Consider the following 15,961-nt stretch of genomic DNA (forward strand, 5'->3'; position numbering starts at 1 on the left):
ATTAAAAATATGCAAAAAGTACGTAAAGCAGTCATCCCGGCTGCAGGTTTAGGAACACGATTTTTACCAGCAACAAAAGCAATGGCAAAAGAAATGCTGCCGATCGTAGACAAACCAACGATTCAATTTATTGTAGAAGAAGCCATCAATTCAGGAATTGAAGATATTTTGATCGTTACCGGAAAAAGCAAACGACCGATCGAAGACCACTTTGACTCGAATCCTGAATTAGAAGAAAACCTTAAAGCAAAAGATAAATTAGCTTTATTGGAATTGGTTGAAGAAACGACCGGCTTAAACTTGTTCTTTGTTCGTCAGTCTTATCCAAAAGGATTGGGACATGCTGTCTTACAAGCAAAAGCTTTTGTAGGAAATGAACCTTTTGTAGTCATGCTGGGCGATGACTTGATGGAAGATGAAGTGCCTTTGACAAAACAATTGATCAACGGTTATGACAAAACCCACGCTTCAAACATTGCCGTGATGAAAGTGCCTCATGAAGATACTTCTAAATACGGAATCATTGATCCAGAAGCTCAAGTCGATGAAACGACTTATAATGTACGCCGTTTTGTGGAAAAACCAAACCCGGAAGACGCACCAAGCGATTTAGCCATTATTGGTCGTTACTTGCTGACTCCAGAAATATTTGAAATTTTAGAAAAGCAAGAACCAGGCGCTGGCGGAGAAATCCAACTAACCGATGCCATTGATACATTGAATAAAACTCAACGTGTATTTGCGCATGAGTTTAAAGGAACGCGGTACGATGTCGGCGATAAATTTGGTTTCTTGAAAACCAGCATTCAATATGGTTTGAAACACAATGAAGTTAAAGATGCTTTACGTGAGTACATTATTGAATTAGGACAAAAACTTGAAGACGATGATGCTAAGTCTGCTGATGTAAAAACAGAAGCAATAAATTAACCGCAAGAAAGCAAAAAAGATGGTTTAAAGAAACAGAGCTGCCGGCTTCTGGCGGTGCTCTGTTTCTTTTTTTTGGCTATCAAAAAAGAGCGGGTTATGGTATACTTATTTATCAAAATTAGTTGCTAGAAAGCGGGGAAAGCACATGGCAAATAGGCGAAACAAAACTGCTACGATTATTCAATTTAATCCAACCAGTGATTTTTATTTTCAACGTGGAATCAAAGCTTTTCAGAAAAATGATATGTCTCGTGCTAAAACTTACCTCTTACGTGCAGCTACATTAAGCAAAAACGAGGAAGAAAAAGTTTTTGCTCTTTGCCAGTTAGCCATCTGCCATCAACATACAGGTGAATTCACTGAATCTATCGACATATTAGAAGAATTGATTGAAAAAAGCGGCGATATTTTTCCAGAAGCTTATTACTTTCAATCAAATAACTACGCTTTTCTTGATGAATTAGAAACGGCACTGGAACTTGTTGTATTGTATTTAGAACTTGAACCAGATGGCGATTTTTTAGAAGAAGCAGAGGATTTAAAAGAGACGATTGAACTAGAACTGAACGGTTTTTAAATTTCGTTCAAATACTTTTATTTAGTAAGCAAATAAGTAGAAAAAAAGACGTTTTTGATATAAAGTAGACAGTAAGAAATGAATTTAAGGAGATTTAACATGCAAACAGAAGAAAAAATATATGATGTTATGATTATTGGAGCAGGTCCAGCCGGATTGACGGCAGCTCTCTATGCTTCTCGATCCAATTTAAGCACATTAATGCTGGAGCGCGGTGTTCCGGGAGGACAAATGATCAATACAGCTGAAATTGAAAACTATCCAGGATTCAACAGCATCACAGGTCCGGATCTTTCTGAAAAAATGTATGAAGGTTCAAAACAATTTGGAGCTGAACATGTTTATGGCGATGTAAAAGAGATTATCGATGGACGGGAGTATAAAACCGTCATTGCCGGTAAAAAAGAATACAAAGCTAAAACTGTCATTATTGCTACTGGGGCTGAGCACCGCAAATTAGATGTGGCTGGCGAGAGTGAATACAATGGACGCGGCGTTTCTTACTGTGCTGTTTGTGATGGAGCATTCTTCCGCAATAAAAACTTAGTGGTCGTCGGAGGCGGAGATTCAGCAGTTGAAGAAGGAACTTATTTAACTCAATTCGCTGAGAAAGTCACGATCATTCACCGCCGTGATGAATTAAGAGCTCAAAAAATCTTACAAGATCGAGCATTTAACAATGAAAAAGTTGATTTTATTTGGAACGCTGTGGTTGAAGAGATTTATGGCGATGACATGTCTGTGAAAGGTGTAAAAATCAAAGACACTTTAACAGGAGAAGAACGCGAAGTTGAAACAGCTGGAACGTTCATTTATGTAGGGATTTTGCCGAATACAGCTAATTTCAGAAATTTAGGCATCACAGATGATGAAGGTTGGATCATCACAGATGGCCGCATGGAAACTGCGGTACCAGGAATTTTCGCTGTTGGAGATGTTCGTTTGACGCCTTTGCGTCAAGTAGCGACTGCAGTAGGCGACGGCAGTATAGCCGGAGACAACGCTTTTCACTATATTGAACGGTTAAATGAAACGTTAGCAGCAGAAAAAGCAATTAAATAAAGTCTGAAAAGCCAGGAAGCCCTTTGCTATACAAAGGACTTCTTGGCTTTTTGATTGCGATTTGATGAAAGAAAATAAAAAAAATGGTATACTCTAAAAGAGCAACTAAGAAAACGAAATCATTAAACGTAAAGGATGATCTAAAATGACATGGAAACAAACATACGAAATTTGGAAAACATATGAACCGTTAGAACCAACATTAAAAGCTGAGCTGGAAGCTTTGAAGGATGACTCCGATACGTTAGAAGATGCTTTTTATGCGCCGCTTGAATTTGGCACAGCAGGAATGCGGGGAATCATTGGCGTAGGAATCAACCGAATGAATCAATACACTGTTCGACAAGCTACAGAAGGATTAGCTTTATTTATGGATAGTTTAGGAGAAGAAGCAAAGAAACGCGGAGTAGCTATTGCTTATGATTCAAGACACCAATCGCCAGAATTTGCTATGGAAGCAGCAAAAACTTTAGGAGCGCACGGCATTCCAGCATTCGTTTTTGAAAGCTTGCGTCCGACACCGGAATTATCTTTTGCGGTACGTCACTTAAATGCTTACGCGGGCATCATGATCACTGCCAGCCATAACCCAGCAGCTTATAATGGCTACAAAGTATATGGAGAAGATGGCGGTCAAATGCCGCCTAAAGAAGCGGATGCGTTAACTGAGTACGTCCGTAGTGTCGAAAACAGTTTAACCATCAAAGTGCTTTCTGAAGAAGAACTGAAAGCCTCAGGATTATTGACAATGATCGGGGAAAACATCGATCAATTGTATCTGGACCAAGTCAAAGAAGTGACCGTCAACCCAGAGCTGGTTAAACGGATGAGTACAAAAATGAAACTTGTCTTTACACCGCTTCATGGAACAGGACAAATGCTTGGAGAACGGGCATTAAAAAATGCTGGATTTGAAGCCATTACAGTTGTGCCGGAACAAGCTGTTGCTGATCCGAATTTCTCAACCGTTAAATCGCCGAACCCTGAAGAACCCGGTGCTTTTGAGTACGCGCTGCGTTTAGGAAAAGAAATCGATGCCGACGTTTTAGTCGCGACTGATCCTGATGCAGACCGTTTAGGCATTGCTGTTAAAACAAGCGTTGGCAATTATGAAGTATTGACCGGAAATCAAATCGCCAGCTTGATGTTGTATTACTTACTGAAAGCTAAGAAAGAAGCAGGAAGGCTGACAGCTAATGGTGTTGTTTTGAAATCGATTGTTTCCAGTGAGCTGCCGACAGCCATCGCCGAACATTTTGGAATTGGTATGGTTGATGTATTGACTGGCTTTAAATTCATTGCAGAAAAAATAAAACAATACGAAACAGACAATAGCCATACCTTTTTATTTGGGTTTGAAGAGAGTTACGGCTATTTGATCAAACCTTTTGTCCGCGACAAAGATGCTATTCAAGCATTGGTGCTGATTGCTGAAGTCGCTGCTTATTATAAAGAACAAGGCAAGACTTTGTACGACGGCTTGCAAGATATTTTCCACGAATTTGGACATTATAAAGAAAAAACGATTTCTATTACAATGGAAGGAATCGAAGGAGCTGGAAAAATCAAAGCATTGATGGCGAAATTCCGCGAAAATGCTCCTAAAGAATTCGCTGGTATTGGCGTAGAAACGGTAGAAGATTTTGAAACGAGCGAACGGACCAATCAAGATGGTGTAGTTGAAACGATTGCTATGCCGGCTGCAAATGTTTTGAAATATAAAATGGTGGATGGCAGTTGGATTGCAATTCGTCCATCTGGTACAGAACCGAAAATCAAATTTTATATCGGAACTCAGGCCGACTCAGCTTTAGAAACAGACCGGAAGTTGCTTGATTTTGAAGCAGACATCAAGGAACTCTTGGCAGACTAAAAGCTGCTTAAATAGAAATGAGCGAAAGTGAATCAAAAGTTAATTCTTTTGGTTCACTTTTTTTAGATGGCAAAATAGGAAGAAAGCCAAACTTCACTATACACGACACGCCCGGAATGTTATAATAAGAAGATGGCTTAAGAGATAGAAACCTCAAAGGGGAGTGCCAAAAATGGTAGAAAATTTACAATTGGTGATTATTACAGGAATGAGCGGCGCTGGAAAAACAGTTGCGATGCAAAGTTTTGAAGATATGGGCTATTTTTGTGTGGACAACATGCCGCCAAGCTTATTGCCGAAATTTTGGGAATTAGTCAGAGAATCTGGAAAACTAACAAAAATCGCGTTAGTGATCGATTTACGCGCACGCGCTTTTTTTGATGAAATTATGACTGCATTAGAAAGTATGGACAATACAACTCTTATTACAACAAAAATTTTATTTTTAGAAGCAAACGATGAAGAACTGGTTTCTCGGTACAAAGAAACTCGTCGGACACATCCATTAGCAATGAACGATCGTGTTTTAGAAGGTATCAAAAAAGAACGCGAACTATTGAAAGACATTAAAGGACGTGCCCAAAAAGTAATCAATACTACTGATCTTTCACCACGTCAATTGAGAGAAGAAATACATGCAACGTTCAAAAAAGGCGATGCTGAACTTTTCCGAGTAGAATTGATTTCATTTGGTTTTAAATACGGATTGCCAATTGACGCAGATGTGGTAATGGACGTTCGCTTTTTACCAAATCCGCATTATGTGGATGATTTGCGGCCTTTAACCGGCATAGACGAACCTGTTTATGATTACGTCATGAAACAGCCGGAAACAGAAGTGTTTTACCGCAAATTTACAGATTTGCTGGATTGTATTTTGCCTGGTTATAAAAAAGAAGGAAAAAACAATGTGACGATTGCCATCGGCTGTACAGGTGGAAAACACCGTTCAGTAGCTTTATCAGAACGGATTGGTCACAAAATTGAATCAGATGGGTACCCGGTCCATATTACCCACCGAGACAAAGATAAAACGAAAGAAACGGTCAATCGCTCATGATGAACGAAAAAAAAGGCAGAAGACCTAAGATCGTGGTGATTGGGGGAGGGACCGGCCTTCCCGTTATCTTACAAGGGTTAAAAGCGAAACACGCAGAAGTAACAGCGATCGTGACTGTAGCGGACGACGGAGGCAGCAGCGGTTCATTGCGTAATTACGCCAACGTGGTGCCGCCGGGCGATATTCGTAACGTATTGCTCTCTTTGTCTAATATTCCTCACCTGCAGAAAGACATTTTTCAATATCGTTTTGATACGAATGACCACTTTTTAGCTGGGCATTCTATCGGCAATTTAATCATTGCAGCGATGGCAGAAATGCGCGGCAGTATTTTTGAAGCGATTCAGTTGTTGTCTAAAATGATGGGGGTTGACGGACACGTTTATCCTGCTGCTGAAGAAGCGTTGATTTTGCATGCTATTTTTGAAGATGGAACACAAGTTTCAGGCGAATCGAAAATCGCGAAAGAAAGCAAAAAAATTGAACGTGTCTTTGTAACACCGATCAATGAAGATCATGAAGTCAAAGCCTCTCGTAAAGTGCTTTCGGCCATTCGCGATGCTGATTTAGTAGTTTTAGGACCAGGAAGCTTATTCACCAGCATTTTGCCCAATTTAATGATTGGGGATTTAGGTAAGGCTGTAACGGAAACAAGTGCTGAAGTAGTTTATATTTGTAATATCATGACTCAACTGGGCGAAACTGAAAACTTTAGTGATGCTGATCACGTATCCGTTTTACACAAACACTTAGAAAAAAAATTCATTGATACGGTACTTGTCAATACGGAGCACGTACCGGAAGACTACATGAACCGCGAACGGTACGATGAATACTTAGTACAAGTAGCTCATGATTTTAAGGGGTTAAGTGAAGAAGTACCTCGTGTTATCTCGAATGGCTTCCTCAAATTGAGAGACGAAGGAGTCTTTCATAATGGAGATAAAGTTGTAGAAGAGCTCTTCAAGTTGGCTTACGAAAGCAACCGAGTTCGTTTTGCAAAAATTTAAGATTATTTGACTCGGAGGGAACCTAGGGTGATCAAAGGGAAGAAGGGGGGGCGGTAAAGTTGTCTTATGCTTCAGAAGTAAAAAAAGAATTGACTCAATTAGAAGTGCACCGTGAACATGCGCGGGCAGAACTAGCAGCATTGATTCGAATGAATGGCACAGTCAACTTAGTTAATAAAAAGTTTGTTCTTAACGTGCAAACAGAAAACGCAGCTATTGCGAGAAGGATCTATGTACTATTGAAAGATCATTTTGACGTTGAAAGTGAATTATTAGTGCGTCGGAAAATGAAGTTGAAAAAAAACAATGTCTATATCGTGCGGTTAAAGAAAGGCACACAAAAAGTTTTATCTGATCTTTCCATTATGGATGGCATGACGTTGCATAGTCATGTTCCAGAAGAAATTATGATGAGTTCGCAAAAAATGCGTTCGTATTTAAGAGGAGCTTTTTTAGCAGGCGGGTCAGTCAACAATCCTGAAACCAGCCGTTACCATTTAGAAATTTATTCTAACTATGCGGAACACAATGACGATATTTGCCAAATGATGAATTATTTTGAAATGAATGCACGAACGTTAGAGAGGCGCAACGGGTACATTACTTATTTGAAAGAGGGCGAAAAAATCGCTGACTTTTTAGCTTTGACAGGCGCCACAAGCGGTATGCTGAAATTTGAAGATGTTCGGATCGTCCGAGATATGCGCAATTCAGTCAATCGCCTAGTGAACTGTGAAAATGCAAATCTAAATAAAACAATTGATGCAGCCGGTAAACAAATTGAGAGTATTCAATACATCGAAGAAACGATGGGTTTAGATAAATTGCCGGATAAGTTACAAGAAATTGCTTTGATTCGGTTGAAATCACCAGAAGTTACCCTGAAAGAATTAGGGGAAATGATTCCTAGCGGACAAATCAGCAAATCGGGTATCAATCATCGACTGCGGAAAATAAATGAAATCGCGGAAAAATTGCGTACTCAGAATGCAATGACCGCCAATCAAAAGTAATTCATTTAAAAGCATATGAAAAACGCCAGACACTTTTAAAAGTATCTGGCGTTTTTTGCTCGATTTATTCGAATCGTTTGCGTTTAGAAGAGGGTGGGATAAATAGAGCATCGCGGTATTTAGCGATGGTTCTTCGAGAAATCTCAACACCTTCTGCTGTTAAAAGGTCCACTAGCTTTTGATCGGATAGTGGTTTTTGTTTGTTTTCTGTTTCAATCAGCTCAGTCAGTTTTTGCTTGACTTGTTCAGCAGAAACCGTTGCTGGATCTTCAGTTGTCGGCGATTGATTTGTTTTTGTTAGATTTAAAGCATTTGTAAAAAAGTGCTTTAATTCAAAGACACCGAAAGCCGTTTCTAAATATTTTCCATTGACCGATCGACTGACAGTTGATTCGTGAATATCCAATTCTAATGCGATATCTTTTAAAGTCAGAGGCTGAATCGGGTGTTCCGGCATCAAGAAAAAGCTCTTTTGTTTTTCGACAATGGCCGTTCCGACTCGCAAAATCGTGTCGCCGCGCTGTACTAGACTGCGTTTGAGCCATTCATATTCAGCGTACTTGTCTTTCATAAATTTAGTGACGTCTTGGTCTTTTACTTGCATCATATCGTGGTAGTAATCTTTTTGAAAAGAAATAACGGGCAAACCTGTCTTAATAGAGATAACTTTTAAATCATCGGATTCGATTTTGACAAATAAATCCGGTTTAAGGTACTGTTCAGTTTCACCATTGAACAAAGCGCCTGGATAAGGCGACAAGGTTTGAACAAAATCTGAGATGATTTGAATTTCATTTAATGAGATGTCCAGTTTACGAGTGATCTCCTTCCATTTACGAGTGGCGAAGAGTTCAAATTCTTCTTCAAGGAGGAGGTAAGCCATATTAGGAGCTGTTTCATCACGCTCTATTTGAAGCAGCAAACATTCCTGTAAGTTTCTGGCGCCTACGCCTGCTGGCTCCAATTGTTGAAGCAAAGTCAAGGCGTCTAAGAGCTGCAATTCTTGTGCTTGCGTTAACTGAGCAGCTTCTTCTAATGAAATCGTCAAGTAACCATTGGTATCTAAGTATTCTGTTAACCACAACACCAATTCTCTTAGATAAGTTTCTCTCATCGTTAAATGGATTTGTTCAGTCAGGTATTCGAATAAAGATAAATAAGTATCCGGAATTTGATTCATAAAGTTTAATTCTTCATCGTCTCGGTTATGGGGTATCGTACTCGCATAATCAGCAGCTGACAATTTCTCAGCTGGGCGCTCTTGTGGAAAAGTAATTTCAATTAAAGGATTTCCCAAAGCTTTCTGGTTTAAAAAAGTTAATAAATCTTCTTGATTGTATTGCAGCATTTGAATGGATTGTTGGAGTTGTTGAGTCATAGCCATTTTTTGAACTTGGTTTTGTTGCTGTGTAAAGGATTGTTCGAAATTCATGCGGTGACCTCCTTGTTAAAAACCTTTTTTTCTGACTTTATTATAACATAAAGGGCTAGTCGAATCTTATGACCCGTAAAAATGCCTTGTTTTTTTACCAGTTATCAGATACACTGTAATAGTTGGTAATTTTAAGAAGTCCCCTTAGTGTAATGGATATCACGTAAGATTCCGATTCTTGAAATGGGGGTTCGATTCCCTCAGGGGGCATATAGCACGTTCTGTTACGTCCGATTAAATTTGTCGGATGGTTTGAAAGGCTTTAGAAAAACCAGCCGCTAACTAAAATAAACAGGCACCGTTCAGACCCGGATTTCGTAAAAACACTTACGATTTTCGGATCTTTTTTATTAAGTTCTATCATAGTGGTCTTGGTAAGTGAAAAGATTGCCTCTTATAGACTAGCACTATCTTATTATCGTCTTTAAAGAGGAGGGCACGTTGTTAGATAGGAAGGTTCTCTCTGACAACCCATTTTTTGCTTAAGAGTTGTCAACACGATTTGACCAAGCATTTTTTATTAAGACAAGTCTTGAAAGAAGCGGAAATAAAAGGTAGAGCAACTAGATAAATCGAAGTGGACTGATTTCACAAATAGAGGTATAATTCCAGATGTTGAAAAATTACCATTGAGATGTTAAACAGTTTATGCAGTTTTAATTTGGGATGAAGGTATGACCTGGTATCCCGTTACGGAAGGATCGGTTATTGAAGATGAAAGAGAATTTTTGGCAAGATTTGCCGCGGCCGTTTTTTATATTGGCACCAATGGAAGATGTGACGGATGTTGTGTTTCGGCATGTAGTGAGTGAAGCTGGCAGACCGGATGTGTTTTTTACAGAGTTTACAAATACCGTTAGCTATTGTCATCCCGAAGGACGTAATAGTGTTCGTGGACGGTTAACGTTTACGGAAGATGAACAGCCCATGGTCGCTCATATATGGGGAGATGAAGCCGAATATTTCCGGAAAATGAGTATCGGTATGGCCGAAGAAGGTTTCAGCGGAATCGATATCAATATGGGTTGTCCAGTACCCAATGTAGCAGGAAAAGGGAAAGGCAGCGGCCTTATCCGCCGTTCCCAAGTTGCTGCAGATTTAATCCAAGCAGCAAAAGCAGGAGGATTGCCGGTAAGTGTCAAGACTCGGCTTGGATATATAAACATCGATGAATGGCGCGATTGGCTGACACATGTTTTGGAACAAGATATTGCCAATCTTTCTATCCATTTGCGCACACGAAAAGAAATGAGTAAAGGGAATGCTCATTGGGAACTGATTTCAGAGATCAAAAAATTGCGTGACGAGATTGCACCGCAGACCCTTTTGACGATTAATGGAGACATTCCAGATCGTGAAACAGGTTTGAAACTAGTTGAGGAATATGGTGTGGATGGAGTTATGATCGGAAGAGGTGTTTTTCACAACCCTTATGCATTTGAAAAAGAGCCGAAAGAACATAGCAGCAAAGAATTGCTGGACTTATTCAGATTGCATTTGGATCTTTTTGATCATTATTCTGCTAAGGAAGAAGAACCACGTTCGTTTAGACCTCTTCGTCGCTTTTTTAAGATATATGTGCGCGGTATTCGCGGAGCGAGTGATTTAAGAGTGCAGTTAATGGAAACAGAAACAACAAATGAAGCGCGGGCCTTACTAGATGCTTTTGAAGAAAAAAATAAGGATATTGTAGGGAAATAGCAGAAAATTCTCCAGTCGTTTAAAGCACTCAACCGAAAATGGACTATTGGAATTAAAGTCCTCAAGGGACATTCTTGTGACGATTAGATGAAAAATCTAATCGTTTTTTTTTTTTTAAAAATGAAACAAACTATTTGACCTTTGTTGACCAAAGGGGTAAACTATAACATAGTAAGATTTAAAAAGTTTATGTTACAATAAAAAAGAAGTAAAGATTTGAGGAGGAAACAACATATGAATTTAGTACCTACAGTAATTGAACAATCCCCAAGAGGCGAACGTGCTTATGATATTTATTCTCGTTTATTGAAAGACCGCATCATTATGCTGAGTGGCCAAATCGATGATAATGTAGCAAACTCTGTTATCGCTCAATTATTATTCTTGGATGCTCAAGATTCTGAAAAAGATATTTTTATTTACGTTAACTCACCAGGTGGAAGCGTAACAGCAGGACTAGCGATTTTTGACACCATGAACTTCATTAAAGCAGATGTTCAAACCATTGCAATGGGAATGGCTGCTTCAATGGGAAGTTTCTTGTTGACTGCTGGTGCAAAAGGCAAACGGTTTGCTTTGCCAAATGCTGAAATTATGATTCACCAACCTCTTGGAGGAGCACAAGGACAAGCGACTGAAATCGAAATCGCTGCTCGTCATATTTTAAAAACGCGTGAACGCCTAAACAAAATTTTATCTGAACGCACCGGACAACCAATTGAAGTGATTGAACGCGATACGGATCGTGATAACTTCATGTCTGCAGAAGATGCAAAAGCGTATGGTTTGATCGATGAAATTATGGAAAATAGCGCAGAATTAAAACAATAAAAATGAAAGCCGGAAGCCTTAGGGCTTTTGGCTTTTTTTATTAGATGAAAAATGATAGAACCAAAAAAAGAGCAAACAGGAAAATAACATTTCATGGGTTTTACATGTATACTATTGGTTACAAATGGTAAGGGGGAAGTTTTGATGGATATCAGCAATATCATAGCAAGCGAAGTGGGCACCACTTATGGATTTAAAATTGGAAATCCTGATGCACCAGTAAAAGTTATTGAATTTATTAATTTACGTTGTCCATTCTGTAAAAAATGGTATGAAGATTCAAAAGATGTTCTAGCATATTATGTAGCAGCTGGAAAAGTCCAACGGATCATTAAGCACTTTGATAAAGAAAAACCAAGCTTGGCAAAAGGAAACGTTGTTCATCATTATTTGGATTATTCGAATCCAGAGAAAGCTTTGGAAGAAATGGATTATTTCTATGACAAGCAAGATGAATGGGGCGATCTAGAAGAATTAAAAGAAGTTGCCGCATATGTAGAAGAGAAACGGGGATTGACACATCAACCCAATACAGAAGAAATCAACGGCATCATTGAAGAAGCTGGCCGGGCTAATGTTGTGCTTGTTCCTTCTGTTTTTATCGGAGAAGCTATTTTTGATGAACACATCACATCAGATGAATTGACTGATTTAATTGAAACAGCTTTAAACGAAACAACCAAATAAAAAGTAAAAAATAATAATCAGAAAAGAAACTGGCTATGTATTTTTTGTTCAGAAATAGGAACGAACAGCGGAAGTAAAAGATAAACTTTCGCTGTTTTCAGCTTTTAAGAGCTAAATTAACTCTAAAAAGACAAAAAAACGTCATATATAGAAAGAATCGGATGTTTCATAAGGATTTAACCTTTATAGTTGAAAGTTAGATTGTGAAATGGTAAAATAGAGGATGTAAGAGATGAATGCAGGATGTTTTTACATGCTGTTAAGGATAACAAGAATAAAACATACAGTTAACTGAATGTCTTGTTTTGCTTAGATCTCTTGTTTTTTTAGGTAGTAAGGGTCGCTAAACGACTTACGTGGTCGTTAAACGTCCAGCTAGGAAGAGGTTGCTCATGCAAGATGTATTGTCTATTATCGAAAAAGTAGCACCGGATATCATGGACACGCTGAGAGAACGATATCAAATTTTACGCAACATTTATTTAGCAGGTCCAGTGGGCCGCAGAGTGTTGGCCGGTAAATTGAATATTACTGAGCGTGTATTGAGAACGGAAGTAGATGCTTTAAAAAAGCAAAACTTGATTCAAACATCCAAGCTGGGTATGCAGCTAACCGCGAACGGTGAATTAGTATACCGGGAACTGGACCAAATGATGGGGCAACTATTAGGGATGCGAGAAAAAGAAAATCAATTAGCTATTTATTTTCAAATAGAACATTGCATCATCGTCTCAGGAGACGTAGATGAGCAAGCCAAGGTTCAAGAAGAACTAGGACGAGCAACAATGGATTCATTGAAATTCTTGCTACCTGAAGGGGACAACATCATAGCAGTCATGGGCGGTACAACTATGGCTGAAGTTGCTAACCATATGAATGAGAGTCTTTCTTATCATCGCGAACTAATATTTGTGCCAGCCAGAGGCGGTCTGGGCGAATCGGTCAACATTCAAGCGAATGCTGTCAGCGCCCAAATGGCTAAAAAAGCGGGAGGCGCAAATCGTGTTCTTTATGTACCGGAACAGGTGAGCGAAGAAACATACAAACCGCTATTGCAAGAACCAGAGATCAAAAAAACATTGGATCTGGTCGAACGTGCTAATTGTGTGCTTTATGGTATCGGAGATGCCATGCACATGGCAGAACGCAGAGGAATGAGCCAAGAAGCTCTAGCTCTGATTAAAGAAAAAGCAGCAGTTGGTGAAGCTTTTGGAGAGTTCTACAACCAAGCGGGAGAAGTAGTTTATAAAATTCCTCGTATTGGCATGCAGTCAAAAGATCTTTCGCACGTTTCAAGTGTGATCGCGATTGCCGGTGGACGATCTAAGGCCAACGCAATTGAAGCTTATATGAAAAAAGCACCTGCTCAGACGTGGTTGATCACAGATGAAGGTGCCGCCAATCAGATTTTAAAAGGGATAACCCTTTAAAATAAAAATTTTCACGATTCCTAAAGGAGGAAATTTATTTATGACAGTTAAAGTAGGTATTAATGGTTTTGGACGTATTGGACGTCTTGCTTTCCGCCGTATCCAAGAAGTAGAAGGTATTGAAGTAGTAGCAATCAACGACTTAACAGATGCTAACATGTTAGCTCACTTGTTGAAATACGATACAACTCAAGGACGTTTCAACGGAGAAGTAGAAGTTAAAGACGATGCATTCACAGTTAACGGCAAAGACGTAAAAATCTTAAGCAACCGTAACCCAGAAGAACTTCCATGGGGAGAGCTTGGCGTAGAAATCGTTCTAGAATGTACTGGTTTCTTCACAACTCAAGAAAAAGCTGAATTGCACTTGAAAGCTGGAGCTAAGAAAGTTGTTATCTCTGCACCTGCAACTGGCGACATGAAAACAATCGTTTACAACGTAAACCACGAAACTCTTGATGGTTCTGAAACAGTTATCTCTGGAGCTTCATGTACAACTAACTGTTTAGCTCCTATGGCTAAAGTGTTAAACGACAAATATGGTATCGTTCAAGGATTGATGACAACTATTCACGCTTACACTGGTGACCAAAACACATTAGATGCTCCACATCCAAAAGGCGACTTCCGTCGTGCACGTGCTGCAGCAGAAAACATCATTCCTAACACAACTGGTGCTGCTAAAGCAATCGGTGAAGTTATCCCTGAATTAAAAGGTAAATTAGATGGAGCAGCACAACGTGTGCCTGTACCAGCTGGTTCATTAACTGAATTAGTAACTGTTTTAGACAAAACAGTTACTGTTGAAGAAGTAGATGCAGCAATGAAAGCAGCTGCTGACGAATCTTACGGTTACACTGAAGACCCAATCGTTTCTTCTGATATTTTAGGTATGACTTTTGGATCATTATATGATGCAACTCAAACTAAAGTTCTTACAATTGGCGACAAACAATTAGTTAAAACTGTTGCTTGGTATGACAACGAAATGTCATACACTGCACAATTAGTTCGTACTTTAGAATATTTTGCTAAATTAAGCCACTAATAGCTAAAGAACAGAACAGCTAATTTAGAATCTTGTGTTAAGCGGGGAGCAGCGCGCTTCCCCGCTTTTCTTTTTTGATTAGAAAATTGAAATTGAGGAGGATCTCTCAATGGTAAAAAAAGTAGTAACTGATTTAGAGTTGAAAGATAAAAAAGTTTTAGTTCGTGCCGACTTTAATGTTCCGATGAAAGACGGAAAAATCACGAACGACAACCGTATCCAAGCTGCGTTACCGACCATTCAATACATTATTGAACAAGGCGGAAAAGTGATTCTTTTCTCTCACTTGGGTAAAGTGAAAACAGAAGAAGACAAAGAGGGCAAAAGTTTGCGTCCGGTTGCAGAACGTCTAAGCGAATTGCTTGGCAAAGACGTTACTTTCGTACCTGAAACGCGAGGAAAAGAATTAGAAGATGCCATCGCTAACTTAAATGCTGGAGATGTATTAGTCTTTGAAAACACTCGTTTTGAAGATGTCGACGGGAAGAAAGAAAGCAAAAATGATGCTGAACTTGGCAAGTACTGGGCTAGCTTAGGCGATGTATTTGTAAACGATGCTTTTGGTACGGCTCACCGTGCTCATGCTTCAAACGTAGGCATCGCTTCAAATCTTGAATCAGCTGCTGGCTTCTTGATGGAAAAAGAAATTAAATTCATCGGCGGTGCAGTTGACGAACCAAAACGTCCTTTTGTAGCTATCTTAGGTGGCGCAAAAGTAAGCGACAAAATCGGTGTTATTGAAAACTTGTTAGATAAAGCTGATAAAGTTCTAATCGGCGGCGGAATGACCTACACATTCTATGCAGCTAAAGGAATTGAAATTGGTAAATCATTAGTTGAAGAAGATAAAATCGAATTAGCTAAGAGCTTAATTGAAAAAGGCGGCGATAAATTAATTTTGCCAGTCGATTCAGTAACAGCTCAAGAGTTTAGCAATGACGTACCAAATGAAATCCATGAAGGTGCCGTTCCAAGCGACCAAATGGGGCTTGACATCGGACCGAAAACAATTGAATTATTCACCAACGAATTAAAAGGTGCTAAAACAGTTGTATGGAACGGACCAATGGGTGTATTCGAAATGTCGAACTACGCTAAAGGCACAATCGGTGTTTGTGAAGCAATCGCTAGCTTAACCGATGCAACAACCATCATCGGCGGCGGAGATTCTGCAGCAGCAGCTATGGAATTAGGATTTGCAGATCAATTCACTCATATTTCAACTGGTGGCGGAGCTTCTCTAGAATACCTAGAAGGCAAAGAACTACCAGGAGTAGCATCAATTTCTGAAAAATAAGTTTATTTTG

General features: G+C 39.3%; 14 protein-coding genes and 1 tRNA gene. 14 read left to right on the plus strand and 1 reads right to left on the minus strand.

Features of this window, described 5'->3' with window-relative positions:
* Nucleotides 1–9 precede the first annotated feature (9 nt).
* The 7 genes from galU to whiA all read left to right on the plus strand — a co-directional run bounded on the left by galU (nucleotide 10) and on the right by whiA (nucleotide 7,525).
* Complete coding sequence (gene galU, locus NY10_RS10610) at nucleotides 10–930, plus strand: UTP--glucose-1-phosphate uridylyltransferase GalU (RefSeq protein ID WP_058919922.1); 921 nt, start codon at nucleotides 10–12, stop codon at nucleotides 928–930.
* A gap of 145 nt (nucleotides 931–1,075) precedes the next feature.
* On the plus strand, nucleotides 1,076–1,507 hold the full coding sequence (locus NY10_RS10615; RefSeq protein ID WP_058919923.1) for a tetratricopeptide repeat protein: 432 nt from the start codon (nucleotides 1,076–1,078) through the stop codon (nucleotides 1,505–1,507).
* Between the two features lie 99 nt (nucleotides 1,508–1,606).
* Nucleotides 1,607–2,569 (plus strand): thioredoxin-disulfide reductase, encoded by a 963-nt coding sequence (trxB, locus tag NY10_RS10620; protein WP_058919924.1) that lies wholly within the window; start codon nucleotides 1,607–1,609, stop codon nucleotides 2,567–2,569.
* A 145-nt stretch (nucleotides 2,570–2,714) separates the two neighbouring features.
* Nucleotides 2,715–4,442 carry a phospho-sugar mutase gene (locus NY10_RS10625; protein WP_058919925.1) on the plus strand — a complete coding sequence of 576 codons (1,728 nt, stop codon included), beginning with the start codon at nucleotides 2,715–2,717 and terminating at the stop codon, nucleotides 4,440–4,442.
* A gap of 172 nt (nucleotides 4,443–4,614) precedes the next feature.
* On the plus strand, nucleotides 4,615–5,502 hold the full coding sequence (gene rapZ / locus NY10_RS10630) for an RNase adapter RapZ (RefSeq protein ID WP_058919926.1): 888 nt from the start codon (nucleotides 4,615–4,617) through the stop codon (nucleotides 5,500–5,502).
* Nucleotides 5,499–6,512, plus strand: a complete 1,014-nt coding sequence (gene mgfK, locus NY10_RS10635) for a gluconeogenesis morphogenetic factor MgfK (RefSeq protein ID WP_058919927.1) — start codon at nucleotides 5,499–5,501, stop codon at nucleotides 6,510–6,512. Before rapZ ends, mgfK begins: the two co-directional genes overlap by 4 nt.
* 59 nt (nucleotides 6,513–6,571) lie before the next feature.
* Complete coding sequence (whiA, locus tag NY10_RS10640) at nucleotides 6,572–7,525, plus strand: DNA-binding protein WhiA (RefSeq protein WP_058919928.1); 954 nt, start codon at nucleotides 6,572–6,574, stop codon at nucleotides 7,523–7,525.
* Nucleotides 7,526–7,589: 64 nt separating this feature from the next.
* Here whiA and rpoN read toward each other — a convergent pair whose 3' ends face one another.
* Nucleotides 7,590–8,957, minus strand: a complete 1,368-nt coding sequence (gene rpoN / locus NY10_RS10645) for an RNA polymerase factor sigma-54 (RefSeq protein ID WP_058919929.1) — start codon at nucleotides 8,955–8,957, stop codon at nucleotides 7,590–7,592.
* A 138-nt stretch (nucleotides 8,958–9,095) separates the two neighbouring features.
* On the opposite strand from rpoN, the gene NY10_RS10650 reads away from it, so the two are divergent.
* The 7 genes from NY10_RS10650 (at nucleotide 9,096) to NY10_RS10680 (ending at nucleotide 15,951) form a co-directional block, all read left to right on the plus strand.
* Nucleotides 9,096–9,167 (plus strand) — tRNA-Arg (locus tag NY10_RS10650).
* Nucleotides 9,168–9,671: 504 nt separating this feature from the next.
* Nucleotides 9,672–10,658, plus strand: coding sequence for a tRNA dihydrouridine synthase (locus NY10_RS10655; protein WP_058919930.1), 987 nt, complete (start codon nucleotides 9,672–9,674; stop codon nucleotides 10,656–10,658).
* A gap of 234 nt (nucleotides 10,659–10,892) precedes the next feature.
* The gene (gene clpP / locus NY10_RS10660; RefSeq protein ID WP_058919931.1) at nucleotides 10,893–11,489 is read left to right on the plus strand and encodes an ATP-dependent Clp endopeptidase proteolytic subunit ClpP; all 597 of its coding nucleotides are present in this window, start codon (nucleotides 10,893–10,895) and stop codon (nucleotides 11,487–11,489) included.
* A 144-nt stretch (nucleotides 11,490–11,633) separates the two neighbouring features.
* On the plus strand, nucleotides 11,634–12,176 hold the full coding sequence (locus NY10_RS10665) for a DsbA family protein (RefSeq protein WP_058919932.1): 543 nt from the start codon (nucleotides 11,634–11,636) through the stop codon (nucleotides 12,174–12,176).
* A 392-nt stretch (nucleotides 12,177–12,568) separates the two neighbouring features.
* Nucleotides 12,569–13,606, plus strand: coding sequence for a sugar-binding transcriptional regulator (locus NY10_RS10670; RefSeq protein WP_058919933.1), 1,038 nt, complete (start codon nucleotides 12,569–12,571; stop codon nucleotides 13,604–13,606).
* A gap of 40 nt (nucleotides 13,607–13,646) precedes the next feature.
* On the plus strand, nucleotides 13,647–14,654 hold the full coding sequence (gap, locus tag NY10_RS10675) for a type I glyceraldehyde-3-phosphate dehydrogenase (RefSeq protein ID WP_058919934.1): 1,008 nt from the start codon (nucleotides 13,647–13,649) through the stop codon (nucleotides 14,652–14,654).
* A gap of 109 nt (nucleotides 14,655–14,763) precedes the next feature.
* Nucleotides 14,764–15,951 carry a phosphoglycerate kinase gene (locus NY10_RS10680; protein WP_058919935.1) on the plus strand — a complete coding sequence of 396 codons (1,188 nt, stop codon included), beginning with the start codon at nucleotides 14,764–14,766 and terminating at the stop codon, nucleotides 15,949–15,951.
* Nucleotides 15,952–15,961: the final 10 nt, after the last annotated feature.

It is taken from the genome of Carnobacterium sp. CP1, assembly GCF_001483965.1.
Lineage (GTDB): Bacteria > Bacillota > Bacilli > Lactobacillales > Carnobacteriaceae > Carnobacterium_A > Carnobacterium_A antarcticum.